The following is a 25,174-nucleotide window of genomic DNA, read 5'->3' on the forward strand; positions in this document are numbered from 1 at the left end:
TTGAATCATGAACCTGACTGAACCCCGCGAGCTGGCGCCACTGCTTGAAGCCTTTCTGTTGGCCTCGGGAAAACCGCAATCGCTTGAACGCCTGTTCGAACTCTTCGAAGAAGGCGAGCGGCCGGAGCCGCCGGTCTTCAAGAAAGCCCTGACGATTCTCGCCAAGTCCTGCGACGGCCGGGCCTTCGAGCTGAAGGAAGTGGCCTCCGGGTATCGTCTGCAGATCCGCGAAAAGTTCTCGCCGTGGGTAGGACGTTTGTGGGAAGAGCGGCCGCAGCGCTATTCCCGCGCCATGCTCGAAACCATTGCGCTGATCGCCTATCGTCAGCCGATCACCCGGGGCGAGATCGAAGACGTGCGGGGCGTGGCGGTCAACAGTCACATCGTCAAAACCTTGCTGGAGCGTGAGTGGATCCGCATCGTCGGCTACCGCGACGTGCCGGGTAAGCCGGCGATGTTTGCGACCACCAAGGCGTTTCTCGACCATTTCAACCTGAAGAATCTAGACGATTTGCCACCATTGGCCGAGCTGCGCGAGCTTGAACCTGATCCGGTGCTCGACTTTGACGACGCACCAGTGCCTGCCGGGTTGCAGGAACTGGCGGATGCCAGTGCCGAGCCGGAAGAGCCGAAGGAAGAAACCAGTTTCCATACACTGTTGCTGGAACTGGACACGATGGAGGAGGGACTCAAGACCGATTTCGATGATCTGCTGCGCGATGGTGAGGTGGCCGAGACCGAAGAGGTCGTGGATCAATCTGAACCTGACATCGCAGTTGAACTTCAGGTCGAGCCCGAAGCCACTGTCGAAGAAGAGCAAGAAGATGATGTGCTCGGCGTTGCCGAGGCTCGCGAAAAACTCCTGGCCGCCGTTGCCGCCCTTGAACAACACAAGCCCGAGCCTGAGCTGAGCGACGAAGAAGCCGAAGCCAAGGCTTTGGCAGAAGCAATCGAGGCCGAGCGTCGTCAGTTCGAAGATTGACTCGGATCCTGTGGGAGCGAGCCTGCTCGCGATCAGGGCGTGTCAGTCAACATCATTGCTGCCAGACACACCGCTATCGCGAGCAGGCTCGCTCCCACATTGGATCTGTATTGAATTCGAAATTGGTGCCACCGGTCGGCGGAAATCCAGGTAAGTCTCCATTGATCAGCTAGTCTCTGATGCGCGAATGCTTCCATGAGCGTATGATTCGCGACCCTCCGGCGATACCTTCGCCGGAGTACCAGCTTTCAACTCTTCAGGACCCTCACTTCAGAGCTGCCTGAACAGACCACACCGGGAGGTGCCCAGATGAGTATCAACGACCAGAAAGACGACCAGGAAATCGGCCCAGCAGGCGAAAAACTGCAGAAAGTCCTCGCCCGTATCGGCGTCGGCTCGCGCCGTGACGTAGAAGCCTGGATCAGCCACGGCCGCATCAAGGTCAATGGCAAAGACGCCACCCTCGGGCAGCGCGTCGACATGCACGACGCCATCACCATTGATGGCAAGGTGATCAAGCGCGAAGAAGCCGCCGAGTCGGTACGCCGCGTGATCATGTACAACAAGCCTGACGGCGAAATCTGCACCCGCCTTGATCCGGAAGGCCGTCCGACCGTTTTCGACAAGATGCCGCGCCCGAAAGAAGGTCGCTGGATCAACATCGGTCGTCTGGACATCAACACCACCGGTCTGCTGATGTTCACCACCGACGGTGAGCTGGCCAACCGCCTGATGCACCCTTCCTACGAAATGGACCGTGAATACGCGGTGCGTGTGCGTGGCGAAGTCGATGACGAGATGATCGAGCGTCTGAAAGCAGGCGTCGTCCTCGAAGACGGCCCGGCCAAGTTCACCGACATCAAGCAGGCGCCGGGTGGCGAAGGTTTCAACCACTGGTATCACTGCGTGGTGATGGAAGGTCGCAACCGCGAAGTCCGTCGTCTGTGGGAATCCCAGGGCCTGGTGGTCAGCCGTCTGAAGCGCGTGCGTTTCGGTCCGGTGTTCCTCAACTCCGACCTGCCAATGGGCCGCTGGCGCGAAATGAGCCAGTACGAAGTCGACATTCTGAGTGCTGAAGTTAGCCTGACGCCTGTGGCCATGCCGCAGATGAACGCCAAGAGCAAAGACAAGCTCGACCGCATGCAGCGTAAATCGTCGCGTCCGATGGGCAAGACCGAGCGCGTGCGTTCGTTGCGTCCAGCCATCGGTAACCAGACAGCGGCTACTCCACGTGATACTCGTGAGCCGCATATCGAAGGCGAACGTCCAGCCCGCAAACCAGCAGCACCTCGTGCTGACGGCGAGCGCGGTCCACGCACGCCACGTCCGGCCAATGGTCGCACCGAGCGCGGCGAAGGCCGTGGAGCACCAAGCGGTGGTCGTAGCGATCGCGGCGCTCCAGCCGGTCGTGGTGAGTCTCGTGGTGAGTCGGGTCGCGGTACGCCGGTGGCAGACCGTCCTTCCGACACCAAGCGCCCGGCCAAGGCACCGGCGAAGAAGCGTCCAGGCATCGTCCTGGTCGACAAGGACGCGCCATCGGGCAAACGCCGCGGTGCGCCAGCCGGTTCGGGCCAACGTCCGGGCTTCGGTCGTCGCAAGCCTGAGTAATCGGTAAGCGGCACATGAAAAACGCCAACCCTCGGGTTGGCGTTTTTTTTGGGTGCGCCAGGCATGGCGCGTTGCGCGTAAGCGCAACCAGTTTGGCTGTGGTGGCCACGCTGGTGACTTGGAGGTGAGAGTCCTCTACACACCCGGCAAGGGGAAGTGTTAGCCAGAGGCAAGGGTGTCGCGGGTGACTGCGAATCTGAAGGAAGCCCGAGGCAAAATGCTGGCCTGACGAACAGGAAGCGGATAGAGGCGGCGCAGCGGGGTAAGACGGCCCAAATCGTCAAAGCCCAATACTTGCACGGAACGCTGTGACGTAAATCCGACAGGCATAAGCAGGAAGGTCGCGCGAATTACCCTGGGAGATCTGCACGTTTGCCACTGTGCTACCGAGCGTCGAGAGGCGACGGGATGAACGTGCAGAAGTCAGCCGAGGCCGTAGTAAGTGACGAATAACCACGTCACCAAGGGCCGAACAGGTTATGCCGCCAGTAGGCGTCAGAGTCTCGTCGAGTATCGAAATGCAGAAATTTCTCCCAGAGAAGACTGTTACCCCGAGTCCCGGACAGTATCCGAGGATGACGGCTGACAGGGCAGAGGTATCGACGGCGTCTGTGGCGTGGACGAACGCGGAGCCGGACACGCTGATGGCGCGGGTGCTTGCACCGGCGAACCTCAAGCGTGCGTATCACCGCGTGGTCAGCAACAAGGGCGCACCGGGTGCCGATGGCATGACGGTCGATGACTTGGCGGGCTACGTAAAACAGTATTGGCCGACCCTCAAGGATCGGTTGCTGGCCGGTGAGTACCACCCGCAAGGTGTATGCGCCGTCGACATCCCCAAACCCAAAGGCGGCACAAGACAGCTGGGTATCCCCAGCGTCGTGGATCGCCTGATCCAGCAGGCTCTGCTGCAACAGCTCACGCCGATCTTCGACCCGCTGTTCTCGGACTACAGCTACGGTTTTCGTCCGGGCAGAAGCGCCCACCAAGCCCTCGAAACCGCTCGGGACCATGTGGCAGCGGGTCACCGCTGGTGCGTGGAACTTGATCTCGAGAAGTTCTTTGATCGGGTCAACCACGATGTCCTGATGGCTTACGTGACGCGTCAAATCGAAGATAAGCGGGTGCTCGCGCTGATCCGTCGTTACCTCGAAGCGGGAACGATGTCGGGCGGACTCGTCAGCCGACGGCAGGAAGGGACGCCGCAAGGCGGCCCGCTCTCGCCGTTGCTGTCGAACATCCTGCTCAACGAACTCGATCGCGAACTGGAACGGCGAGGCCATCGCTTCGTGCGTTATGCCGACGACGCCAACATTTATGTGCGCAGTCGTCGTGCGGGTGAGCGAGTGTTGGCTGGGGTTGAGCGCTACCTGAATCAGCGTCTGAAACTGACGCTGAATCGGGAAAAGAGCTGCGTAGCACGGCCTTGGGTCTGCGACTACTTGGGCTATGGGATGAGCTGGCATAAACAGCCAAAGCTGAGGGTAGCGAGCATAAGCCTGCACCGCCTACGCGATCGACTCAGGGAAATCTTGCGTCGGATACGGGCTCGCTCAATGAGGTATATCGTCGAGCAAGTAACGCCCGTACTGCGTGGTTGGGCTGGCTACTTCAAGCTGACTCAGAGCAAGCGGCCACTTGAGGAACTGGACGGATGGGTGCGTCACAAACTTCGTTGTGTCATCTGGCGTCAATGGAAGCGGCCCTCTACGAGGGCGCGCAACTTGATACGTTTGGGACTCGACGAGGCGCGGGCGTGGAAATCGGCGACCAATGGCCGAGGCCCATGGTGGAACTCGGGAGCGTCGCATATGAATCAGGCGCTACCGAAGAAGCTGTGGGATCGACTCGGGTTGGTCTCGATACTGGATACGATAAACCGGCTTAGCCGCATAACCTGAACCGCCGTATACGGAACCGTACGTACGGTGGTGTGAGAGGACGGCGGCTGTGAAGCCGCCTCCTACTCGATTCTGGCTTTAAGTAAGGTGGTGACTGTTCGGGCCTCATCGCCGGCAAGCCGGTCTCGCTCCCACAGTGGACCGAAATGTCAGGGAGGAACGCGGTCACCTGTGGGAGCGAGACCGGCTTGCCGGCGATGAGGCCCGTAGCTGCACCGCCTACTTTGTGGCTAAAACACAAACCGCCCATCAAACACCGGCTCATCATCCAGCGCCAACACGCCGCTGGAGAAGATCAGGTCCAGATGATGGCTACCCTTCGCGCCACCCCCCAATCCCAGATGCAGCCCGCAATGACGCTCCTCAAACCCTGCATTGCGTGCATACAGCGTCTTCACGCCTTCATTGGTGCCAATCCCCAACTCCTCAATCCGCCGATTGGATGGATTGGCCTCCAGGTACTTGTTGAAGTCATGTTCCAGCCCCGGCACATCAGTGGCGATTTTGCTGATGGTCGAGTTCTCGATCCACAACTCTAGTGGCGACTCCAGCACCCCGTATTTGCGGGCAAATGGAATGGTGCTGAGAAAAGTCCCCATGAACTTGACCCGACCGTTAATGGCCTCGCTGTGCGTGGCAATTTCACCGGGCGCCAGATCGAAGTTGCCGACACCGTTTATGTCGGTCCACTTCTTGATACTGCTCAACGGTGTTTCGAACCACGAGCCGTGATCATCTCTGAAACTTAACGTGGTGGCATGGGACATGCGCTGGATCAAATGGCTGTTCAACCCGGCAATGCGTTGCGGGGTGACACTGAACGTGTCGTAGAAGTAATCGCCGTAATCCTTGAACAGCAGCGACTTCTTCCAGTTCTCGGCCATGACGCCTTGCAGCGCACGGATAAATTCCGGGCCGTCGGGGCGTGGGTTGGGCAGGGTGGAGGAGTCGTAGAAGAAAATGTACAGGTCGCTGTCGGCAATCGCCTGGGCCAGTAATTCCGTGGGTTCCAGGTCCAGTCGCAGTGCGCTGAAGCTGAATCGTGGGCTGTTGCTGACCTGTTCGGCGATGGCGCCCGTCAGTGCCTGGTAATCAGCCGTGTGGCCGAGCAAGACCTTCGCCGGGTTGATGCCGGCAAGGGCAGGGTGATGTTCGAGGTAGTAAAGGAAATGCGAAATGGCGCGTTGCTTATCCATGTAGTCCTCCCTGACAAACCGAGAAAAAGTGGCAGGCACAACCGGCCGGATTGTGCCTGCCGGGATGTCTTACAGAGGCCACATCGCCGTGCCGAACGGAACAACCGCATCGGCTTGCATCATTTCAACGGCGGCTTCATGGGTCGGTGCTTCAAACCAATCGTCCAGTTGCAGTTCAGTTTCCAAGTCTTTTTCAAGTGCTTGCATTGTGAATCTCCTAGATGACTTTTCGGTAAGTGCTGCGGCGCGTTTTCAGTCATTGAACAACCCGCCAACTTGCTGATTGATGCGTCTCGGCAAGTCGCTGAAAACCTAGTTCAGTGGTTTTAAAATTGCAAAAAAATAATCAAATAAGATTTGTTTGAACTTTTTATTCTGTTTTTAATTAGACAATTTGTTAATAAAAAACAAAAAACTAACTCGACCATTCCCTACAGAAACGTCCTACCGTCAATTTGCAGTCAGCCTACAGTCAGATCTGATTCGGAAAATTTATGTTACGGCATGTAAAGAAATCCTGACGAAATCAAGCCTCAAAGCCCTTGGTTTGCCGCTTGCGGAAGGGATGTAAGGAAAACCTTCCGCCCACCAGCCAATTCGCTCCTCCGCAGGGCTCTGGCCCGCTTGTTTCAGGCGCGGTTGAAGGGTGAGATGCGCCCCATGCCTGTCGTGCAGGTGCATAACAAGAAGGAGGCGCAATGTACGCCGTGACTCATCTCCATCTCTCCCCATGGAGCGATTTTTCCGTCGCTTCCGTCGATGACCCGCAAAGGTCTGACTCTATTTTTGCAGCCGCTCGAGCCCCTCGAGGCGGACACAGGCAATCCCGGCAAATGACACGCTGATCCAGTGGTGTCTGGCAGCAGGGGGTTACAGGTGTACAATGCGCCGCGTTTTAACTGTGACCTCCTGCGCATCTGCGCAAACCTCGAGGCTATCCGCCTTGTTCACTCCGCCGCGCCACAAGCGTGTCGGGTTCGATTTCGTCACAGATAAAAACAAACAGGTGACGCATGACCGTTGTAAAAACGCTGAACTCCTTTTGCCTTCGCTGGGGTTTGATCGGCGCTGCTTGAAATCGCAACCGAGCAGTAACGTCTAACGAACATCATCAAACCTTGCGTGAGACCCTTTTCATGAGTGGACAAAACTCGCATTCAGGCGAGCTGAAACGCGGCCTGAAAAATCGCCATATTCAACTGATCGCCCTCGGTGGCGCAATTGGTACCGGGCTGTTCCTCGGCTCGGCCGGCGTCCTGAAATCCGCTGGCCCGTCGATGATCCTCGGCTACGCCATCTGCGGCTTCATCGCTTTCATGATCATGCGCCAGCTCGGCGAAATGATCGTCGAAGAGCCTGTGGCCGGTTCCTTCAGCCACTTCGCCCATAAATACTGGGGTGGTTTCGCCGGCTTCCTGTCGGGCTGGAACTGCTGGATTCTGTACATTCTGGTGGGCATGTCGGAGCTGACCGCGGTCGGCAAGTACATCCATTACTGGGCGCCACACATCCCTACGTGGGTCTCGGCAGCCGGCTTCTTCGTCCTGATCAACTTGATCAACCTGGCCAACGTCAAAGTCTTTGGTGAGGCCGAGTTCTGGTTCGCGATCATCAAGGTCGTGGCCATCGTCGGCATGATTGCGCTGGGTAGCTACCTGCTGGTCAGCGGCGACGGCGGCCCACAAGCGTCGGTGACCAACCTGTGGGTCCACGGCGGTTTCTTCCCGAATGGTGTCAGCGGCCTGGTGATGGCCATGGCGATCATCATGTTCTCCTTCGGCGGCCTGGAAATGCTCGGTTTCACCGCAGCAGAAGCCGACAAGCCGAAAACCGTGATCCCGAAAGCCATCAACCAGGTGATCTACCGGATCCTGATTTTCTACATCGGTGCGTTGGTTATCCTGCTGTCGCTGACGCCATGGGACAGCCTGTTGGCGACCCTGAACGCGTCGGGTGATTCCTACAGCGGCAGCCCGTTCGTTCAAGTGTTCTCGATGCTCGGCAGCGACACCGCTGCGCACATCCTCAACTTCGTGGTCCTGACCGCGGCGCTGTCGGTGTACAACAGCGGCACTTACTGCAACAGCCGCATGCTGCTGGGCATGGCCGAGCAGGGCGATGCGCCGAAGGCCTTGTCGAAGATCGACAAGCGCGGCGTGCCAGTGCGTTCGATCCTTGCGTCGGCGGCGGTGACATTGATCGCCGTATTGCTGAACTACCTGGTCCCGCAAAACGCGCTGGAACTGTTGATGTCGCTGGTGGTTGCCACCCTGGTGATCAACTGGGCGATGATCAGCTTCTCGCACTTCAAGTTCCGCCAGCACATGAACAAGACCAAGCAGACGCCGCTGTTCAAGGCCCTGTGGTACCCGTACGGCAACTATGTTTGCCTGGCGTTCGTGGTGTTCATTCTGGGCGTCATGCTGCTGATCCCGGGCATCCAGATCTCGGTGTATGCGATTCCGGTGTGGGTCGCGTTCATGTGGATTTGCTACGGCATCAAGAACAAGCGTCGTGACCGGCATGCGCTGCCGGCTGCGGGTTCCGCTGCCAAGTAAGTTGCAAAGCGCAGAAACAACAAACCCGGCCATGTGTCGGGTTTGTTGTTTTCAGGGTTCATACAAGCACCTCGTAGGAGTGAGCCTGCTCGCGATAGCGGTGTGTCAGTCAACATCCTGGTTGCCTGACACACCGCTATCGCGAGCAGGCTCACTCCCACAGGGACCGCATTCTTTCAGTTCATTCGCGGTATCCTGCGCGTTCTGAATACGGACGCTTTTCCATGCTGGTGATTTCCAACAACGTGCATCTGCCGGATGCCGAGATCGAGTTGACCGCCATTCGTGCCCAGGGCGCCGGTGGGCAGAACGTCAACAAGGTTTCGAGCGCGGTGCATCTGCGTTTCGACATTCCGGCCTCGTCGTTGCCCGAGTTCTACAAGGAACGGCTGCTGGCGCTGCGCGACAGTCGCATCACCAGCGAAGGGGTGTTGATCATCAAGGCCCAGCAATACCGCACGCAGGAAGCCAATCGCGCGGATGCGCTGGAGCGGCTGACCGAGTTGATCCTCAGTGCCACCAAGGTCGAAAAGAAGCGTCGTCCGACCAAACCAACCCTCGGTTCGAAGAAGCGTCGGCTCGAATCCAAGACCAAGCGCGGCAGCATCAAGGCCGGGCGCGGCAAGGTCGACTTTTAGCGGGCTTGGCGCTCTTCCCGGTACTTTTCATTGAGATGCTTCGGCGCCTGCCGGTACAGGTAAACACTCAGTGCCAGACCGCTCAACGCGGCAACCGCGGCGAACAGAAAAATCGAGGCAAAGCCGAAACCGGCGGCAATCGCACCCGCGAGTGGCCCGGTAATCCCCAGAGACAAATCGATGAACAACGAATAAGCCCCGACTGCCGCGCCACGACTGGAGGCCGGCACCAGATTGACCGCTTCCACCCCCAGTGCCGGAAATACCAGCGAGAAACCAAACCCGCTCAGCGCCGCACCGGCCAGTGCCCAATGAGCATCCGGCGCAAGCCATAGCAGCAACAGCCCCAGCGTTTCCACCGACAGGCAGGCAATCGCCACGCGAAAGCCGCCGAGGCGGTTGATCAGATTGCCGAACAGCAGTCGCGCACCGATGAAACTGGCACCGAACAAACTCAAGCACAGCACCGCGTTGTCCCAATGCTGCGTGGCGTAATACAACGTGATGAAAGTCGCGATAGTGCCGAAACCGATGGAGCCCAGCGCCAGGCCGCACCCATGTGGCAGCACGCGCCCCAGCACATGCATGAACGGCAAACGTTCACCGACGACAATCGGCGCGGCGGTTTTCGGCCAGGCCAGCAGCAGGCCGAGGACGCCCAGCAACACGATGCTCACGCCCATGCTCCACAAGCCCAGCTGATTCACCAGCAGCACGCCCAGCGGTGCGCCGACCGCCAGCGCGCCATAACTGGCGATGCCATTCCAGGAAATGACCTTGGCGGTATTTGCCGCGCCGACCCGGCCGATGCCCCAGCCGATTGAGCCGGAACCCACCAGGCTTTCCGCACTGCCGAGCACCAGACGGCCGATCAACAGGCTGATCAGGCTCAAGGTCGGCAGGCTCTGGGTCCAGGCCGAAATCAGCATGAACACGCCGCTCAAACCGCAGCCGGCGAGGCCGTACATCACGGCGAGTTTGCTGCCCTTGTTGTCGATGATTTTCCCGGCATACGGACGGCTGAGCAGGGTGGCCAGGTATTGCACGCTGATCACCAGACCGGCAATGACTGCGCCGAAGCCCAGATCGCTGTGGACGTAGCCTGGCAACACGGCCAGGGGAATGCCGATATTCAGGTAGCCGATGAAGGTGAACAGGACGATGGAAACGACTTGCAGCGTGACCGCCAGGGGGCGCTGGTTTTCAGACATGGGTAAAGATCCACGGGAAAGCAGGATAGATAGGCTGCTTATGATAGCGGCGCGAGCGGCTGCGGGTCGTGGAAAAAGTAAAACTATTTACCGGACGGGATGAATCAGGGTTTAGCGGGAGCGACCAGGTGCGTGGTGACCAGGGCGGCGAGGGCGTTTTCTTCACTGCCGAAACGGGCGAGCAGCGCGGCGCGCTTCTCGGGGGACAGGCGATTCCAGATATCAATCATCTTCTCGGTGGTGCCGATCAGAACGCTGGCCTGCAGCGCTTCATCAAAAGGAGGAGTGAAATCGTCGGTCATGATGGGGCTCAAGGGTTCAGGCGGTGTGGAAAGCGCATGTTAGCGCTTTCCACACGGTCTGGCATTGCAGGTGAATCAGTCTGCGCTGTCGGCCTTGCGGCGTTCAGTGGCTTCTTTTGGCTCGGGCTGTTGGGCACCGGCTTGTTGCGTGGGCGTCTGCTCAGTTTCGTGCAGGCTTGGGAAGGGGAGATTAGGGATCTCGTGCATATCGCGCTCCTCGCAAAGTCTGTTGATAGATCTGGTAGATCCGCGCTTTTAAAAAGCTTGGGCAGGATACAGCAGTAAAAATGACAATCGGACTTTTATATCCAATTGTTGCGACGGATGGGATTGTCTAGACAGGTCTGGAAGAGAGAGCGACTTAAAACAAATGTGGGAGCGAGCCTGCTCGCGATAGCGGTGGATCAGTCAATGATGATGTCGACTGAAACTCCGCATTCGCGAACAGGCTCGCTCCCACAGGGGGGGGCTGTGCAGGGTTTGATGGTTACTTGCAGACTTCGGCGATTGCTTCAGCCAGCAGATCCAGACGCGTCGCATCGATCCCCGCTACGTTCGCCCGGCCAGTACCGACCATGTAAACGCTGTGATGATCACGCAGGTGTTTGACCTGGTCCGGCGACAAACCGGTATAGGAAAACATCCCGCGCTGCACGCCGATGTGCGCAAAGCGCTCGCGCAAACCATGAGGTTCCAGCGCTTCAACCAAACCGCTGCGCAGTTGGGCGATACGCAAACGCATGGCTTCCACTTCGTCGGCCCAGAGGCTTTTCAGCTCTGGATCACCGAGGATGGTCGCTACCACCGCAGCGCCGTGATCTGGCGGTGTCGACCACAGGTTGCGGGCGATGTTGGCCAGTTGGCTGCGGATGTCCACCAGCTTGTCAGCGGTTTTCGCGCAGACAATCAGCGCGCCGGTGCGGTCGCGGTACAGGCCGAAGTTCTTCGAGCAGGAACTGGTGATCAGTACTTCCGGCAACGCGGCAGCGAACAACCGCGTCGACCAGGCATCCTGTTCCAGGCCGTCGCCGAAGCCTTGGTAGGCGAAATCAATCAGCGGCACCAAATCGCGACTGCGCACCACGTCCAGCACTCGGCGCCAATCGTCATGGGACAGATCGAACCCGGTCGGGTTGTGGCAGCAGGCGTGCAGCAGCACCACATCGCCCATCGGCGCTTCATTGAGTACCGCGAGCATCGCTTCGACGTCGAGGCGGTTATCGCTGCCGACGTACGGGTAATGACTGACCTTGACCCCTGCCGCCGCGAAAATGGTTTCGTGGATCGGCCAGGTCGGGTTGCTCAGCCATACGCCACGGCCCGGAAGGCATTGGGCGATGAAGTCCGCGCTCAAGCGCAGCGCGCCGGTGCCGCCCGGCGTTTGCGTTGCACCGGCCCGTTGTTCGGTGATCAGCGGGGAATCGGCCCCCAGCACCAATTCAACGATGGCCTTGCCGAACGCCGGTTCACCGTGACCACCGATGTAGGTCTTGGTGGTCTGACGATCCACCAGGCGCTGCTCGGCGAGCTTCACGGCCTGGGGAATCGGTGTCAGGCCCTGGGCATCTTTATAGACGCCCACTCCGAGGTCGAATTTGCGCGGGTTGGGGTCCTGCGCATAGGCCTCCATCAGGCCGAGAATCGGGTCGCCGGGTACTCGACCGATGGCGTCGAAATGCATTATTTGCGGCCCTCGGCGTCCTTGGCCACTTCGTCAGTGCGCGCGGCCATGATGAAGTCGTTGCGATGCAGGCCTTTGATGGAATGGCTCCACCAGGTCACGGTGACTTTGCCCCACTCGGTGAGCAGGCCTGGGTGGTGACCTTCAGCCTCGGAGATTTCACCGACGGCGTTGGTGAACGCCAGTGCGTGCTTGAAATTCTTGAACAGGAAAACTTTTTCCAGCTGCATCACGCTGTCGCGCACTTCAATGTTCCAGTCAGGAATCTGCTTGATCAGTACCGGCAGTTCTTCGTCGCTGACCTGAGGGGCATCGGCGCGGCAGGCTTCGCAATGGGCTTGGTTCAATGTGGACATGATGGGTTCCTGAAATCGAATTATTGGAATTCGGCCGTCAATTCACCACGCTAAACCAAAGCGTCGGTTCCTGACAGGCTCACTTGATTCTAAAAGCTGCGGATCACGCAGCCTTTGGCGGAAATTTTGGTGCGCGCAAGCCCAACTGCATGCCTTGCTTGACCATGCCCATGATGTCTTCGTGGGCGAGGTCGAACAGGCGCTTGAGGTTCGGCAGGACAAAGTACAGCGGTTGCAGGATGTCGATGCGATACGGCGTGCGCATGCATTCCAGCGGATCGAAGGTCTGATGCTCAGGTTCGTCCGACAGGCAGTAAACGGTTTCTTTTGGAGAAGAAAGAATGCCGCCGCCGTAAATGCGCAGGCCTTCGGCTGTATCGACCATGCCGAACTCGATGGTCATCCAGTACAAGCGCGCGAGGTACACGCGTTCTTCCTTGGTAGCCTGTAGGCCGAGTTTGCCGTAGGTGTGGGTGAATTCAGCGAACCAAGGGTTGGTCAGTAGCGGGCAGTGGCCAAAGATCTCGTGGAAAATGTCCGGCTCTTGCAGGTAATCCAGCTCTTCGCGGGTACGAATAAACGTCGCTACCGGAAACTGCTTGTTGGCGAGCAATTCGAAAAAGGTCTGGAAGGGGATCAGTGCGGGTACCCGGGCAACCTGCCACCCGGTGGTTTCACCGAGGACTTTGTTGATCTCACCGAGTTGCGGAATGCGGTCGTGGGGCAGACCGAGTTTTTCGATACCGTCCAGGTATTCCTGGCACGCACGACCCTCGATCACTTTCAGTTGGCGAGTAATCAGCGTGTTCCACACCGCGTGTTCTTCGGCGGGGTAGTCGATAAAACCTTGCGCATCGGGCTCGCGAGCCACGTATTGCGTCTGCTTCATGCTGCTCTCCTGCTAGGGGATTTCGTTCTTGTTATGTCCTGCTATGGACCTAGAAATACCTCAAGAAATGCAGTGTTGCAGCACGTGAGCCGTGCTGTGTGTAGGAAAAATCGTCGTTTTTTGTAAAGTATTCGTTACGGATCGACGGCTATGGCGCAGGGATTGAGATTTGCGGGTTTGAAATGGTGTGCAGGTGTCACATAATCTTGACGACTAAGTTGGTGCTTGCGCAGAAAAATCTCTGCCCGGGCCCTCGATCTCTCCTGTTTCGGGCCTTTATATGCGTATCAAAGTCCACTGCCAGAACCGCATCGGTATCCTGCGCGACATTCTCAACCTGCTGGTGGAGTACGGGATCAACGTCGCTCGCGGCGAGGTCGGCGGTGAGCATGGCAATGCCATCTATCTGCATTGCCCGAACCTGATCAACATTCAGTTCCAGGCGTTGCGTCCGAAATTCGAATCCATTGCCGGGGTGTTCGGCGTCAAGCGTGTAGGGCTGATGCCCAGCGAACGTCGGCACATGGAGCTCAATGCCTTGCTCGGCGCCTTGGAGTTTCCGGTGCTGTCGATCGACATGGGCGGTTCGATCGTCGCGGCCAACCGTGCGGCGGCGCAGTTGCTCGGCGTGCGGGTGGACGAGGTGCCGGGGATTCCGCTGTCGCGTTACGCCGAGGATTTCGACTTGCCGGAACTGGTGCGCGCCAACAAGTCGCGGATCAACGGCTTGCGGGTGAAGGTAAAAGGTGACGTGTTTCTCGCCGACATCGCACCACTGCAATCGGAACATGACGACAGCGAAGCCATGGCCGGCGCAGTGCTCACCTTACATCGCGCCGACCGGGTCGGTGAGCGCATCTATAACGTGCGCAAGCAGGAGCTGCGCGGTTTCGACAGTATTTTCCAAAGCTCGAAGGTGATGGCCGCGGTGGTGCGCGAAGCACGACGCATGGCGCCGCTGGATGCGCCGCTATTAATAGAAGGTGAAACCGGTACGGGTAAAGAGTTGTTGGCGCGCGCCTGCCACTTGGCCAGTCCGCGGGGGCAGTCACCGTTGATGGCGCTCAACTGCGCCGGTCTGCCGGAATCCATGGCTGAGACGGAGCTGTTCGGCTACGGCCCCGGCGCTTTCGAAGGGGCGCGGGCTGAAGGCAAACTCGGTCTGCTGGAGCTGACGTCGGGCGGTACGCTGTTTCTCGATGGCGTCGGGGAAATGAGCCCGCGCCTACAGGTGAAATTGCTGCGTTTCCTGCAGGACGGTTGCTTTCGTCGTGTGGGCAGCGATGAAGAGGTTTATCTGGATGTACGCGTGATCTGCGCGACGCAGGTCGACCTCTCGGAATTGTGCGCACGAGGCGAATTTCGTCAGGATTTGTATCACCGTTTGAACGTGCTTTCACTGCACATCCCGCCACTGCGCGAATGCCTGGATGGTTTGACGCCGCTGGTGGAACACTTCCTCGATCAGGCCAGTCGACAGATCGGTTGCCCGCTGCCGAAACTGGCGCCTGCGGCGATGGAGCGGCTCAGTCACTACCACTGGCCGGGCAACGTCCGGCAACTGGAAAACGTGTTGTTCCAGGCGGTGTCCTTGTGCGAGGGCGGGACCGTCAAGGCCGAACATATTCGCCTGCCGGACTACGGCGTGCGTCAGCCGCTTGGCGATTTCTCGCTTGAGGGCGGGTTGGACGAGATTGTTGGGCGCTTTGAGAAAGCGGTGCTGGAGCGTTTGTATTCCGAGCACCCGAGCAGTCGACAGCTGGGTAAGCGGCTGGGGGTTTCGCATACGACCATTGCCAATAAGTTGCGTGAGTACGAAGTCGGCAAAGACCCACAAAGCTAACAGCAACACTGTGGTGGGGAGCGCCTTTGTGGCGAGGGGATTTATCCCCGTTGGGTGGCGAAGCCGCCCCCGCTTTTTTTTCAGCATTACCACGCAAACAGGTTTTGCGACTGCTGCGCAGCCGAACGGGGATAAACCCCCTCGCCACAGGTTCTCCATCAACTTCAAAAAACGGGATTGCCGCCTAGCGGCATAACACCGCCGGTTTTTCGACTTCCACACATCTCAAATTTTCCCTCGCTATCCCCCAAGTCCTCTGTATGCCGGGCCCTGCGCCGCCAGAAAAAAGTTGGTCTGCAAATTGCTTATGGCTCAGCAGTACAGCGGTGGACGGCAAACGTCCGGCATGCAGAGGAAAGAGTGTGGACAAGTACCTTTATGTGGCAATGACCGGCGCCAGCCAGAATGCACTGGCGCAGAAGGCTCATGCGAACAACCTGGCGAACATCTCCACCAACGGTTTCCAGAAAGACCTGGAGCAGGCGCGTTCGATGCCGGTGTTCGGTGACAGCTTTCCGGCGCGTGCGTTTGCCTTGTCCGAACGTCCGGCCACCGACTTCTCCCCTGGCGCATTGGTGGAAACCGGTCGCGACCTCGATGTCGCGGTGCAAGGCAATGGCTGGATCGCCGTGCAGAACCCTGACGGCGGCGAAAGCTACGTGCGCACCGGCAGCCTGAACGTCGACGCCCTGGGCGTGCTGCGGGCCGGCAACGGTATGCCGGTGATGGGCAATGGCGGGCCGATTGCCGTGCCGCCCGAGCAGCAAATCGAAGTGGGCGAGGACGGCACCATCAGCATTCGTGCGATGGGCGAAGGTCCTCGTGTGATGGCGGAAGTCGACCGCATCAAGCTGGTTAATCCTGACTTCAAGAACATGACCAAAGGCCTGGACGGTTCGATCCACACCAAGGACGGCAAGCCGGCGCAGGCCGATGCCGACGTCAAACTGGTGTCCGGTTTTCTTGAGTCGAGCAACGTCAACGCCGTGGAAGAGATGACCTCGGTGCTGGCCCTGGCCAAGCAGTTCGAACTGCACATCAAGATGATGAACACCGCCAAAGAAGACGACCAGGCCATGGCTCGGGTCTTGCAGATCAGCTAATTATCAGAACGTCGCGCCGTAAAACAGGCGCACGAGGAGAATCGAATGCTTCCGGCTCTATGGGTTGCCAAAACAGGTCTGTCCGCCCAGGACACCAACCTGACGACCATTTCCAACAACCTGGCCAACGTGTCGACCACGGGTTTCAAACGTGACCGCGCCGAGTTCCAGGACCTGCTGTACCAGATCAAACGCCAGCCAGGCGCCCAGTCGACCCAAGACAGTGAACTGCCGTCGGGTCTGCAATTGGGTACCGGTGTGCGCATTGTCGGCACCCAGAAAAACTTCACCGCCGGCAGCCTGCAAACCACCGAGCAGCCGTTGGATATGGCCATCGACGGTCGCGGTTTCTTCCAGATTCTGCAACCGGACGGCACGACGTCCTACACCCGTGACGGTACGTTCCACCTGGACTCCAACGGTCAGATCGTGAACGCCAGCGGCTTCGCCCTGGAACCGGCCATTGTCATCCCGAACGATGCCCAGACCTTCACGGTCGGTCGCGACGGCACCGTGTCCATCACCGTTACCGGCAACCCGGCCTCCCAGGTGATCGGCAACCTGCAAACCGCCGACTTCATCAACCCGGCCGGTCTGCAAGCCGTGGGCAACAACCTGTTCCTGGAAACCGCGGCCAGCGGCGCGCCGCAAGTCGGCACCCCGGGCCTGGCCGGTTTCGGCACCACGCTGCAGAACACCCTGGAAACCTCGAACGTCAGCACCGTTGAAGAGATGGTCAACATGATCACCACTCAGCGCGCTTACGAGATGAACTCCAAGGTGATCTCCACCGCCGACCAGATGCTCTCGTTCGTAACGCAGAATCTGTAATCAAGTCTATGAGGCGACCATGAGGTCGCCTGCAACACCGTGAGGTAGGGTCATGAATCGCTTTGTATCTGTTCTGGCACTGAGTGCGGCCGTCGTGCTCGCGGGCTGCGTTGCCCCGCCGCCCAAGCCCAATGACCCTTACTACGCCCCGGTGTTGCCGCGCACGCCATTGCCGGCTGCCGCCAATAACGGCTCGATCTACCAGGCCGGTTTCGAACAGAACCTGTACAGCGACCGCAAGGCGTTCCGGGTCGGTGACATCATCACCATCACCCTGAACGAACGCACCCAGGCCAGCAAAAACGCCAACTCGCAAATTGGCAAGAACAGCAAGACCGACATCGGCCTGAGCTCGTTTTTCGGTGGCGGCCTGAGCACCAGTGATCCAGTGGGCAGCGGTAGCCTGAGTCTGGACGTCGGTTACGAAGGTGACCGCGCCACCAAGGGCGACAGCAAATCCGGCCAGAGCAACAGCCTGACCGGTTCGATCACCGTGACCGTCGCTGATGTGTTGCCCAACGGCATCATCGCCGTGCGCGGCGAGAAGTGGCTGACCCTCAACACCGGCGATGAGCTGGTGCGGATTGCCGGTATGGTTCGATCCGATGACATCGCCACCGATAACACTGTGTCGTCGACCCGCGTCGCCGATGCGCGCATCACCTATTCGGGCACCGGTGCATTTGCCGATGCGAGTCAGCCAGGCTGGTTCGACCGTTTCTTCCTCAGCCCGCTGTTCCCTTTCTAGGTGGCTACGTTGAATCTTAAACACCTGATGGTGGCCGCCCTGATGCTATCCGCAGCGTTCAACGCTCAAGCCGAGCGGCTGAAGGATATCGCCAGTATTTCCGGCGTGCGGTCCAACCAATTGATCGGCTACGGCCTGGTGGTCGGGCTTAACGGTACCGGCGACCAGACGACGCAAACCCCGTTCACCTTGCAGACCTTCAACAACATGCTCTCGCAGTTCGGCATCAAGGTGCCGCCGGGTTCGGGCAACGTGCAGTTGAAGAACGTCGCGGCGGTGTCGATCAGTGCTGATTTGCCGGCGTTCGCCAAGCCAGGGCAACAGGTCGACATCACCGTATCGTCCATCGGTAACTCCAAGAGTCTGCGCGGCGGCACCTTGCTGCTGACGCCGCTCAAGGGGATCGACGGCAATGTCTATGCGGTCGCTCAGGGCAACCTGGTGGTCGGCGGTTTTGATGCCGAAGGTCGCGACGGTTCGAAGATCACTGTCAACGTTCCGTCGGCCGGTCGTATCCCGGGCGGTGCGTCGGTTGAACGTTCGGTGCCGAGCGGTTTCAACCAGGGCAACAGCCTGACCCTGAACCTCAATCGTTCGGACTTCACCACGGCCAAGCGCATCGTCGACAAAATCAACAATATGCTCGGCCCTGGCGTCGCCCAGGCCATCGACGGCGGCTCGATTCGCGTCAGTGCGCCACTCGATCCGAGTCAGCGCGTCGACTATTTGTCGATCATCGAGAACCTTGAAGTCGACCCGGGTCAGGCGGTGGCGAAAGTCATCATCAACTCGCGGACCGGCACCATCGTGATCGGCCAGAACGTCAAGGTTTCCCCGGCCGCCGTGACCCACGGCAGCCTGACCGTGACCATTACCGAAGACCCGATCGTCAGCCAGCCCGGCCCTCTGTCCAATGGGCAGACGGCGGTCGTGCCGCGCTCGCGGGTCAATGCCCAGCAGGAAGCCAAGCCGATGTTCAAGTTCGGTCCGGGTACCACCCTCGACGAAATCGTGCGTGCGGTGAACCAGGTCGGCGCGGCGCCGGGTGACTTGATGGCGATCCTCGAAGCACTGAAACAGGCCGGCGCGTTGCAAGCCGACCTGATCGTGATCTGAGGACGGCGACCATGGATATGCGCAAGGGCGGATTGGGGGTCAACAGCAACGATTCGGGTTCCTATTCGGATCTCAATCGCTTGAACCAGCTCAAGGTCGGCGACAAGGACAGTGACGCGAACATGCGCAAGGTGGCGCAGGAATTCGAGTCGCTGTTCCTCGGTGAAATGCTCAAGTCCATGCGCTCGGCCACCGACGCGCTGGGCCAGGACAATCCGCTCAACACGCCGGCAGCCAAGCAATACCAGGAAATGTACGACCAGCAGTTGGCCGTTTCCATGTCCCGTGAAGGTGGCGGTATTGGTCTGGCTGACGTGCTGATGCGTCAGATGTCGAAGAACAAACCGCTGGCCCCAGGCGAGGCCGCTGCCGCGTCAGCCGCCAAGCAAGCGGCCGCGAAAGCCGCCGTGGAAACCCCGATTGCCGCCGGTACGGTCGCCACCAACGGGCCGCTGTCGCGCCTCAATGGCGAGCGTCCGTTGTGGGCTTCGCGCTCGGTGAAGTCGTCGGTCAGTACGGGCGAGGGCGCTCATCGCAATGACATGGCGCTGATCAATCAGCGACGTCTGGCGCTGCCGCCGAAACTGGCCGACCGCTTGCTCGCAGGGCTGGTGCCGTCGGCATCGACCACTGCCGCGACCGCCGCGACGGCGCAGAACAACATCCAGATACCGCAGAACACCAAGACCGGTGCCGGCCCCCTGTACAACGGCGATTGGCTGGCTGCGCAAACGGATACGACATCCAGCGGGCGCCTGCAGGTTTATGGTCGTGCCATGGCGCAAATACCGCTGGCACCGGCGAAGAAAGCGTTCAGTTCCGCCGACGAATTCGTCAACACCATGCTGCCGATGGCCAAAGAGGCCGCCGAACGCATTGGTGTCGATCCGCGTTATCTGGTGGCGCAGGCCGCCCTGGAAACCGGTTGGGGCAAATCGGTCATGCGCGCCCAGGATGGCAGCAGTAGTCACAACCTGTTCGGCATCAAGGCCAGCAGCAGTTGGAAGGGCGAATCGGCGCGGGCAATTACCAGCGAATTCAGGAATGGCGAGATGGTCAAGGAGACGGCTCAGTTCCGTTCCTATGACTCTTACAAGGACAGCTTCCATGACCTTGTGACGCTGCTGCAAACCAACAATCGCTATCAAGATGTTGTGAAGTCGGCCGATAACCCAGAACAGTTTGTACGCGAGTTGCAAAAGGCCGGTTACGCAACCGACCCGGACTACGCAAGCAAGATTTCGCAGATTGCCAAGCAGATGACGAGTTACCAGAACTACGCTGCGGCGGGCGCTACCACCACGCCTCTATAGGCATAAGCTATAAGGTCTGAACCATGAGTTTGCTCAATATCGGGATGTCGGGGCTGGCTGCTGGCCATTCCTCATTGCTGACTACCGGCAATAACATCGCCAACGTCGATACCGCGGGTTACTCGCGTCAGCAGACCGTGCAGGGCACCAAAGCCTCGCAGCAGTTCGGCAATGTCTACATCGGTACCGGCACGACCCTGGCCGATGTACGTCGGGTGTACAACAGTTACCTCGACGCCCAGTTGCAGACCACCACTTCGCTCAATAGCGATGCGCAAGCGTATCTGGGGCAAGCCACGCAAGTGGACAAGCTGTTATCCGATAGTGGCACCGGTATTACCAAAACGCTGCAATCGTTCTTCTCGTCGTTGCAAACGCTGTCCGCCAACTCCAATGACAGCGCTGCACGTCAAGCGTTGTTGACCAATGCACAAGGGTTGAGCAGTCGCTTCAATGCCATCTCCCAGCAATTGAATCAGCAAGGCGCGTACATCAACGATCAGTTGGGCTCGATGGCTGATCAGGTCAATAAGCTGGCGGCGACTGTTGCGGCCTACAACAAGAAAATCAGCGAGGTCAGTAGTTCGGGCGGCATGCCCAACGACCTGCTGGACCAGCGCAACGAGACCGTTCGCCAGCTCTCCGAGCTGGTGGGCACGCAGGTCACCGAAACCAACGGCAGGCTGGATATTTATCTGGGCAGCGGTCAGCCGCTGGTCATCGGTGATACGGCCAATACGTTGCGCGTTGAGGCTGACAAGAATGACCCTACCCGGTCCTCGATCATCATGGATCGCGGTAGTTCGACGATTGATATCACTTCCCGGGTCAGCGGCGGCGAGATGGGCGGCCTGTTGCGTTACCGCGATGACGTTCTGACGCCAGCCGTCAACGGCCTGGGTCGCATCGCCATGGTGGTGGCCGATCAGGTCAACAAACAGTTGGGGCAGGGGCTGGATCAGAACGGCAATTTCGGCTCGGCGTTGTTTAACGACATCAATAGTCTAAAGGCCATCAGCCAGCGCAGTATCGCCAATGGCAACAACAACCCGGCGTCCGGCAACCTCAACGTCACCATCAAAGACACCAGCAAGTTGGCGGCCAGCGATTACCAGGTGACCTTCACCAGCGCCACGGGCTATAGCGTGCGTCGTCTGTCGGACAACTCCGACATGGGCAGCTTCACGCTGGGCGCTACCCCGGCACCGGTCATCGACGGCTTCAGCCTGAGCCTCAACGCTGGCCCGGTGAACGCTGGCGATACCTTCAAAATTACCCCGACACGCAGTTCCGCGGCGGACATGGCCACCGTCATGACTGACGCCAAGACCTTGGCCACAGCCGCTCCGCTGACATCCACCAAGGCCTCGGGCAATGACGGCACCGGTGCTGTCAGCCAGCCAACGTTGAGTACTGCCCTGGATATCTACGATCCGGTGCAGCGCCTGGAAGTACAGACGGCGGTCAAGGCGGCGATGCCGGTTCGCCTGCTCATGACCAGCAGCACCGCTTATGAGGTGTTCGATGCCAAGGGCACCAGCATCGGGACCGGCAGCATCGTGCCTGGTCAGAATAACGATCTGAGTATTTCGGTGCCTTACACGGACGCCGGGGGCGCTGCGAAAACCTTCAAGGTCGCGATGACCGTCAGCGGCAGCCCCGCCAAGGACGACAGTTTCAATATCTCGATGACGGCGCCCGGCAGTACTGACAATCGTAACGCCCAGGCGCTGCTCAGTCTGCAGACCAAGGCCACGGTCGGCGCCAACGCCACCAGCCCGGGCGTGAGTTTCACCGATGCCTACGGTGGTCTGGTCTCGTCAGTCGGCTCCATGACCAAACAGGGGCAAATGGATGCCACTGCCACTGGAGCCATCCTTACCCAGGCCCGGGATTCTCGCGATTCGCTGTCCGGTGTCGACCTCGATGAAGAGACCGGTAACCTGATCAAATACCAGCAGTACTATTCGGCCTCTTCGCAGATCATCAAGACTGCGCAGGAAATCTTCAGCACTCTGATCAATGCCCTTTAAGGAGCCGTAGAACATGCGTATTTCTACTGCACAGTATTATGCGACGACGGCTGCCAACTATCAGCGCAACCTGAACAACGTGATGAAAACGGCCGAGCAGGCCAGCAGCGGATTGAAGCTGACTACCGCGTCGGATGATCCGGTGGGCGCGGCGCGTCTGCTGCAGCTCGATCAGCAAATTGCCATGATGGGCCAGTACTCCAACAACATTAACGCGTTGAACACGGCCCAGGCTCAAGAAGAAAGTGTGCTGAACAGCATCAACGACGTACTACAAAAAGTCAGCGAACTGACGGTGCGAGCCGGTGGTGCGTCGTTGAACGACGACGATCGAAAATCCATCGGGGCAGAAGTTGCTCAGGCTGAAGAACAGCTGCTGAACTTGATGAACAGCAAGGATGCCAACGGCAAGTACATCTTTTCCGGGGCCAGCAACAACACTCCACCTTTTGCACGCAATAGCGACGGCACCTACAGCTATCAGGGTGACCAGACCCAGTTGCAACTCAAGATCGGAGACTCGATGTCACTGGGGCTCAACGATACCGGTTGGGACGTCTTCCAGCAGGCAATCAATGCCAGTCGCAGCTCGACTAACATGACAACTCCGGCTGTCGATGACGGCCGCGTGGCGCTGTCTCCTGGCCTGGTGAATTCCGGCCCGGCGTTTGATACCGGTTTCCGCAACGGCCAGCCTTACACCCTGTCATTCACCAGCAGCACCCAGTTCGTGATCACGGACACGCTGGGCAATGACGTAACTGCCGAGGCGAGTGGGGGTGGCACGTTCGACCCTAATGCCAAGGGTGGTTCCGACATCAATTTTCGCGGCGTGACCTTTGCCTTGGATGTCACATTCCAGGCGGGCGATACGCCGGCCAACGCCGATGCGGTGATCGCCACTCATAGTTTCCAGTTGTCGGCCAAACCGGACAGCTTTGTCAGCACCCGTGCTCTGGGAAATGCGTCGCCGACAGTGGTCAGCCAGACCTCGGTGACCAACGTTGCAGACTACAAAAGCTTTTTCCCTGAGGGGGGGGCGGTGCTGAAATTCACCAGTCCGGCGACTTTCGAGCTGTACGCCCGTCCGTTGACCAGTGGCAGTGTGGCGGTCACTACCGGCACCGTGGCTGCTGGCGTTGCTACGGCCGCCGGTGTCAGCTTTTCTCTCAGTGGCGCGCCAGCGAACGGCGACCAGTTCGATGTGTCGGTCAATACCCATCAAACCCAGAACGTGCTCGACACTGTCAGTCAGCTGCGTCAAGCGCTCGAAACACCGACCCAGGGTAACCCGGCGGCACAGCGTAATCTGGACAGTGTCGTGGCTGCATCCATCGCCAACCTGGGCAATGCCAAGAACCAGGTCGACCTGGCTCGCGGCGCGATTGGTGCCCGCGGTAATGTCATGGACATGCAGCGCGATCAGATTCAGAGCACCAGCCTGATCAACAACTCCACACAGAGTTTGATCGAGAACGCCGATCCGGCGGAAGTGCTGACTCGCCTGACCTTGCAACAAACCATGCTGCAGGCGGCGCAACTGGCGTTCTCGAAGATTTCCCAGCTGGGCCTCTTCAACAAGCTTTGAGTCGGTCTTGACCGCTCGCGGCTAGTCCCTGTCATCAGGGGCTGGCTTTTTTTTTGCGTTTTTTTTGAGAAGATCGAGGCAGGTCCGGACTGAGCTGGGGTCACAAAATGAAATAAAGCACTGATCTCTGAGTGACCCGCCAGTCAAAACGCGCATCTTCACTGTATCCTGTCTGCGGGCGGTGAAGGTGGTGGGCCTGCTCAAGGTGATCCTTGAGTCCCGACGTTGCCTCCTCTGGGGGCTGAGCCCCGACTGTAGACGCCCTCGATTCAGCGAGCGGCGATATTCAGCTGTTTATTATTGGGAAGCCATAATGATTGGCATAAAAAACATAGCGAGTTATGTGCCGGCAGCCGGGGTTGACAACTACGCCCAGGGTGCAAAGTTCGACAAGGACGAAACCTTTATCCTTGGCAAGATCGGCTCGGCGTTTTTGCCGCGCAAGGGTGCCGATCAGGAAACTTCGGATCTGTGCGTCGAAGCAGTCAATGCGCTGTTCGCCGCCAGTCCCGAACTCAAGCGTGAATCCATCGATTGCCTGATCGTCGTCACCCAGAACGGTGACGAGGAGGGCCTGCCGCATACCGCTGCTATCGTTCAGGACAAACTGGGTCTGCCAACCCATGTCGCCGCTTTTGATATCTCCCTGGGCTGTTCCGGTTACGTTTACGGCATCTATGCCCTCAAGGGGTTCATGGAAGCGACGGGGCTGAAAAATGGCCTGCTGGTGACGGCTGATCCGTACTCGAAGATTGTCGACCCGGAAGACCGCAACACCACCATGCTGTTCGGCGATGCCGCCACCGCGACCTGGATGGGCGAAAACGCTGTCTGGCAGCTCGGCAAATCGAAGTTCGGCACTGACGGTTCCGGTGCGCCGCACCTCAAGGTCACCGATGGCGTGTTCTTCATGAACGGCCGCCAGGTCTTCAACTTCGCTTTGCTGAAAGTCCCGGCCCATTTGCACGAGCTGCTGGATGAGTCCAACTTGCAGGCGCACGATATCGACGCTTTCTGCATTCACCAGGGCAGCGCGGCCATCGTTGATGCCGTGGCAAGGCGCTTCGAAGAAGGCGAGCCGGAGAAGTTCATCAAGGACATGCTCGAAACCGGTAATACCGTGTCTTCGAGTATTCCACTGCTGTTACAGAACCATGTGTTCGATTCCAAGTGGACCCGTGTAGCTATCAGTGGTTTTGGCGTAGGACTGTCGTGGGGCTCGGCGATTCTCTATCGCGGTTGATGGTTTACACGTAGCAGTCGACACAAAAAAAACG

The 25,174-nt window shown here is 58.9% G+C and carries 22 protein-coding genes; 14 read left to right on the forward strand and 8 right to left on the reverse strand.

What is annotated here, in order from left to right; translation table 11 throughout:
• Positions 1-7 precede the first annotated feature (7 nt).
• From scpB to ltrA, 3 genes are all read left to right on the forward strand, one after another.
• Entirely contained in the window at positions 8-982 is a 975-nt protein-coding gene (scpB, locus tag ACYZUA_RS10230; RefSeq protein WP_461962995.1) for an SMC-Scp complex subunit ScpB, read from the forward strand.
• A gap of 309 nt (positions 983-1,291) precedes the next feature.
• A complete protein-coding gene (gene rluB / locus ACYZUA_RS10235; RefSeq protein ID WP_461962996.1) occupies positions 1,292-2,590 on the forward strand; it encodes a 23S rRNA pseudouridine(2605) synthase RluB in 1,299 nt (432 codons plus the stop codon).
• A gap of 479 nt (positions 2,591-3,069) precedes the next feature.
• A complete protein-coding gene (gene ltrA / locus ACYZUA_RS10240) occupies positions 3,070-4,491 on the forward strand; it encodes a group II intron reverse transcriptase/maturase (RefSeq protein ID WP_461959972.1) in 1,422 nt (473 codons plus the stop codon).
• A gap of 230 nt (positions 4,492-4,721) precedes the next feature.
• On the opposite strand, the gene ACYZUA_RS10245 is transcribed toward ltrA, so the two are convergent.
• Both ACYZUA_RS10245 and ACYZUA_RS10250 read right to left on the reverse strand, forming a co-directional pair.
• Positions 4,722-5,687: a M29 family metallopeptidase gene (locus tag ACYZUA_RS10245; protein WP_461962998.1), complete on the reverse strand. Its 966-nt coding sequence runs from the start codon at positions 5,685-5,687 to the stop codon at positions 4,722-4,724.
• A gap of 69 nt (positions 5,688-5,756) precedes the next feature.
• Entirely contained in the window at positions 5,757-5,894 is a 138-nt protein-coding gene (locus ACYZUA_RS10250; RefSeq protein ID WP_010461921.1) for a hypothetical protein, read from the reverse strand.
• A 929-nt stretch (positions 5,895-6,823) separates the two neighbouring features.
• Here ACYZUA_RS10250 and ACYZUA_RS10255 point away from each other — a divergent pair.
• On the forward strand, positions 6,824-8,245 hold the full coding sequence (locus tag ACYZUA_RS10255) for an amino acid permease (protein WP_461962999.1): 1,422 nt from the start codon (positions 6,824-6,826) through the stop codon (positions 8,243-8,245).
• Positions 8,246-8,469: 224 nt separating this feature from the next.
• Entirely contained in the window at positions 8,470-8,883 is a 414-nt protein-coding gene (gene arfB / locus ACYZUA_RS10260; RefSeq protein ID WP_008010994.1) for an alternative ribosome rescue aminoacyl-tRNA hydrolase ArfB, read from the forward strand.
• Here arfB and ACYZUA_RS10265 read toward each other — a convergent pair.
• The 6 genes from ACYZUA_RS10265 to phhA form a co-directional block, all read right to left on the reverse strand.
• A complete protein-coding gene (locus ACYZUA_RS10265) occupies positions 8,880-10,094 on the reverse strand; it encodes an MFS transporter (protein WP_461963000.1) in 1,215 nt (404 codons plus the stop codon). The genes arfB and ACYZUA_RS10265 overlap by 4 nt on opposite strands.
• 104 nt (positions 10,095-10,198) lie before the next feature.
• On the reverse strand, positions 10,199-10,396 hold the full coding sequence (locus ACYZUA_RS10270) for a hypothetical protein (RefSeq protein ID WP_461963001.1): 198 nt from the start codon (positions 10,394-10,396) through the stop codon (positions 10,199-10,201).
• A 75-nt stretch (positions 10,397-10,471) separates the two neighbouring features.
• Positions 10,472-10,603, reverse strand: coding sequence for a hypothetical protein (locus tag ACYZUA_RS10275; RefSeq protein ID WP_461963002.1), 132 nt, complete (start codon positions 10,601-10,603; stop codon positions 10,472-10,474).
• Between the two features lie 280 nt (positions 10,604-10,883).
• Positions 10,884-12,077: an amino acid aminotransferase gene (locus ACYZUA_RS10280; RefSeq protein ID WP_461963003.1), complete on the reverse strand. Its 1,194-nt coding sequence runs from the start codon at positions 12,075-12,077 to the stop codon at positions 10,884-10,886.
• Positions 12,077-12,433: a 4a-hydroxytetrahydrobiopterin dehydratase gene (locus ACYZUA_RS10285; protein ID WP_008030478.1), complete on the reverse strand. Its 357-nt coding sequence runs from the start codon at positions 12,431-12,433 to the stop codon at positions 12,077-12,079. The genes ACYZUA_RS10280 and ACYZUA_RS10285 overlap by 1 nt, the downstream gene beginning before the upstream one ends.
• Positions 12,434-12,536: 103 nt before the next feature.
• Complete coding sequence (phhA, locus tag ACYZUA_RS10290; RefSeq protein ID WP_461963004.1) at positions 12,537-13,322, reverse strand: phenylalanine 4-monooxygenase; 786 nt, start codon at positions 13,320-13,322, stop codon at positions 12,537-12,539.
• A gap of 280 nt (positions 13,323-13,602) precedes the next feature.
• Between phhA and ACYZUA_RS10295 the strand changes: the two genes are divergently transcribed.
• The 9 genes from ACYZUA_RS10295 (at position 13,603) to ACYZUA_RS10335 (ending at position 25,140) form a co-directional block, all read left to right on the forward strand.
• Positions 13,603-15,165, forward strand: a complete 1,563-nt coding sequence (locus tag ACYZUA_RS10295) for a sigma-54-dependent transcriptional regulator (RefSeq protein ID WP_461963006.1) — start codon at positions 13,603-13,605, stop codon at positions 15,163-15,165.
• Positions 15,166-15,527: 362 nt separating this feature from the next.
• Positions 15,528-16,268 carry a flagellar basal body rod protein FlgF gene (locus ACYZUA_RS10300; protein ID WP_056742140.1) on the forward strand — a complete coding sequence of 247 codons (741 nt, stop codon included), beginning with the start codon at positions 15,528-15,530 and terminating at the stop codon, positions 16,266-16,268.
• 45 nt (positions 16,269-16,313) lie between these two features.
• Entirely contained in the window at positions 16,314-17,099 is a 786-nt protein-coding gene (flgG, locus tag ACYZUA_RS10305) for a flagellar basal-body rod protein FlgG (RefSeq protein WP_059407583.1), read from the forward strand.
• A gap of 52 nt (positions 17,100-17,151) precedes the next feature.
• Positions 17,152-17,847 carry a flagellar basal body L-ring protein FlgH gene (flgH, locus tag ACYZUA_RS10310; RefSeq protein WP_461963008.1) on the forward strand — a complete coding sequence of 232 codons (696 nt, stop codon included), beginning with the start codon at positions 17,152-17,154 and terminating at the stop codon, positions 17,845-17,847.
• Positions 17,848-17,874: 27 nt separating this feature from the next.
• Positions 17,875-18,963: a flagellar basal body P-ring protein FlgI gene (locus ACYZUA_RS10315; RefSeq protein ID WP_046056003.1), complete on the forward strand. Its 1,089-nt coding sequence runs from the start codon at positions 17,875-17,877 to the stop codon at positions 18,961-18,963.
• An 11-nt stretch (positions 18,964-18,974) separates the two neighbouring features.
• Complete coding sequence (flgJ, locus tag ACYZUA_RS10320) at positions 18,975-20,276, forward strand: flagellar assembly peptidoglycan hydrolase FlgJ (RefSeq protein ID WP_461963009.1); 1,302 nt, start codon at positions 18,975-18,977, stop codon at positions 20,274-20,276.
• Between the two features lie 23 nt (positions 20,277-20,299).
• On the forward strand, positions 20,300-22,309 hold the full coding sequence (gene flgK / locus ACYZUA_RS10325) for a flagellar hook-associated protein FlgK (protein WP_461963010.1): 2,010 nt from the start codon (positions 20,300-20,302) through the stop codon (positions 22,307-22,309).
• Between the two features lie 13 nt (positions 22,310-22,322).
• The gene (locus ACYZUA_RS10330) at positions 22,323-23,897 is read left to right on the forward strand and encodes a flagellar hook-associated protein 3 (protein WP_461963011.1); all 1,575 of its coding nucleotides are present in this window, start codon (positions 22,323-22,325) and stop codon (positions 23,895-23,897) included.
• A 313-nt stretch (positions 23,898-24,210) separates the two neighbouring features.
• On the forward strand, positions 24,211-25,140 hold the full coding sequence (locus ACYZUA_RS10335) for a ketoacyl-ACP synthase III (RefSeq protein ID WP_283183551.1): 930 nt from the start codon (positions 24,211-24,213) through the stop codon (positions 25,138-25,140).
• The last annotated feature ends 34 nt before the right edge of the window (positions 25,141-25,174 follow it).

Source organism: Pseudomonas sp. LS2P72 (assembly GCF_054897865.1).

What these genes read in the sequence shown, in the direction of transcription:
- scpB (WP_461962995.1), top strand. Translation starts at nt 8, where the DNA reads ATGAACCTGACTGAACCCCGCGAGCTGGCGCCACTGCTTGAAGCCTTT.
- rluB (WP_461962996.1), top strand. Translation starts at nt 1,292, where the DNA reads ATGAGTATCAACGACCAGAAAGACGACCAGGAAATCGGCCCAGCAGGC.
- ltrA (WP_461959972.1), top strand. Translation starts at nt 3,070, where the DNA reads ATGCCGCCAGTAGGCGTCAGAGTCTCGTCGAGTATCGAAATGCAGAAA.
- ACYZUA_RS10245 (WP_461962998.1), bottom strand. Translation starts at nt 5,687, where the DNA reads ATGGATAAGCAACGCGCCATTTCGCATTTCCTTTACTACCTCGAACAT.
- ACYZUA_RS10250 (WP_010461921.1), bottom strand. Translation starts at nt 5,894, where the DNA reads ATGCAAGCACTTGAAAAAGACTTGGAAACTGAACTGCAACTGGACGAT.
- ACYZUA_RS10255 (WP_461962999.1), top strand. Translation starts at nt 6,824, where the DNA reads ATGAGTGGACAAAACTCGCATTCAGGCGAGCTGAAACGCGGCCTGAAA.
- arfB (WP_008010994.1), top strand. Translation starts at nt 8,470, where the DNA reads ATGCTGGTGATTTCCAACAACGTGCATCTGCCGGATGCCGAGATCGAG.
- ACYZUA_RS10265 (WP_461963000.1), bottom strand. Translation starts at nt 10,094, where the DNA reads ATGTCTGAAAACCAGCGCCCCCTGGCGGTCACGCTGCAAGTCGTTTCC.
- ACYZUA_RS10270 (WP_461963001.1), bottom strand. Translation starts at nt 10,396, where the DNA reads ATGACCGACGATTTCACTCCTCCTTTTGATGAAGCGCTGCAGGCCAGC.
- ACYZUA_RS10275 (WP_461963002.1), bottom strand. Translation starts at nt 10,603, where the DNA reads ATGCACGAGATCCCTAATCTCCCCTTCCCAAGCCTGCACGAAACTGAG.
- ACYZUA_RS10280 (WP_461963003.1), bottom strand. Translation starts at nt 12,077, where the DNA reads ATGCATTTCGACGCCATCGGTCGAGTACCCGGCGACCCGATTCTCGGC.
- ACYZUA_RS10285 (WP_008030478.1), bottom strand. Translation starts at nt 12,433, where the DNA reads ATGTCCACATTGAACCAAGCCCATTGCGAAGCCTGCCGCGCCGATGCC.
- phhA (WP_461963004.1), bottom strand. Translation starts at nt 13,322, where the DNA reads ATGAAGCAGACGCAATACGTGGCTCGCGAGCCCGATGCGCAAGGTTTT.
- ACYZUA_RS10295 (WP_461963006.1), top strand. Translation starts at nt 13,603, where the DNA reads ATGCGTATCAAAGTCCACTGCCAGAACCGCATCGGTATCCTGCGCGAC.
- flgG (WP_059407583.1), top strand. Translation starts at nt 16,314, where the DNA reads ATGCTTCCGGCTCTATGGGTTGCCAAAACAGGTCTGTCCGCCCAGGAC.
- flgH (WP_461963008.1), top strand. Translation starts at nt 17,152, where the DNA reads ATGAATCGCTTTGTATCTGTTCTGGCACTGAGTGCGGCCGTCGTGCTC.
- ACYZUA_RS10315 (WP_046056003.1), top strand. Translation starts at nt 17,875, where the DNA reads ATGGTGGCCGCCCTGATGCTATCCGCAGCGTTCAACGCTCAAGCCGAG.
- flgJ (WP_461963009.1), top strand. Translation starts at nt 18,975, where the DNA reads ATGGATATGCGCAAGGGCGGATTGGGGGTCAACAGCAACGATTCGGGT.
- flgK (WP_461963010.1), top strand. Translation starts at nt 20,300, where the DNA reads ATGAGTTTGCTCAATATCGGGATGTCGGGGCTGGCTGCTGGCCATTCC.
- ACYZUA_RS10330 (WP_461963011.1), top strand. Translation starts at nt 22,323, where the DNA reads ATGCGTATTTCTACTGCACAGTATTATGCGACGACGGCTGCCAACTAT.
- ACYZUA_RS10335 (WP_283183551.1), top strand. Translation starts at nt 24,211, where the DNA reads ATGATTGGCATAAAAAACATAGCGAGTTATGTGCCGGCAGCCGGGGTT.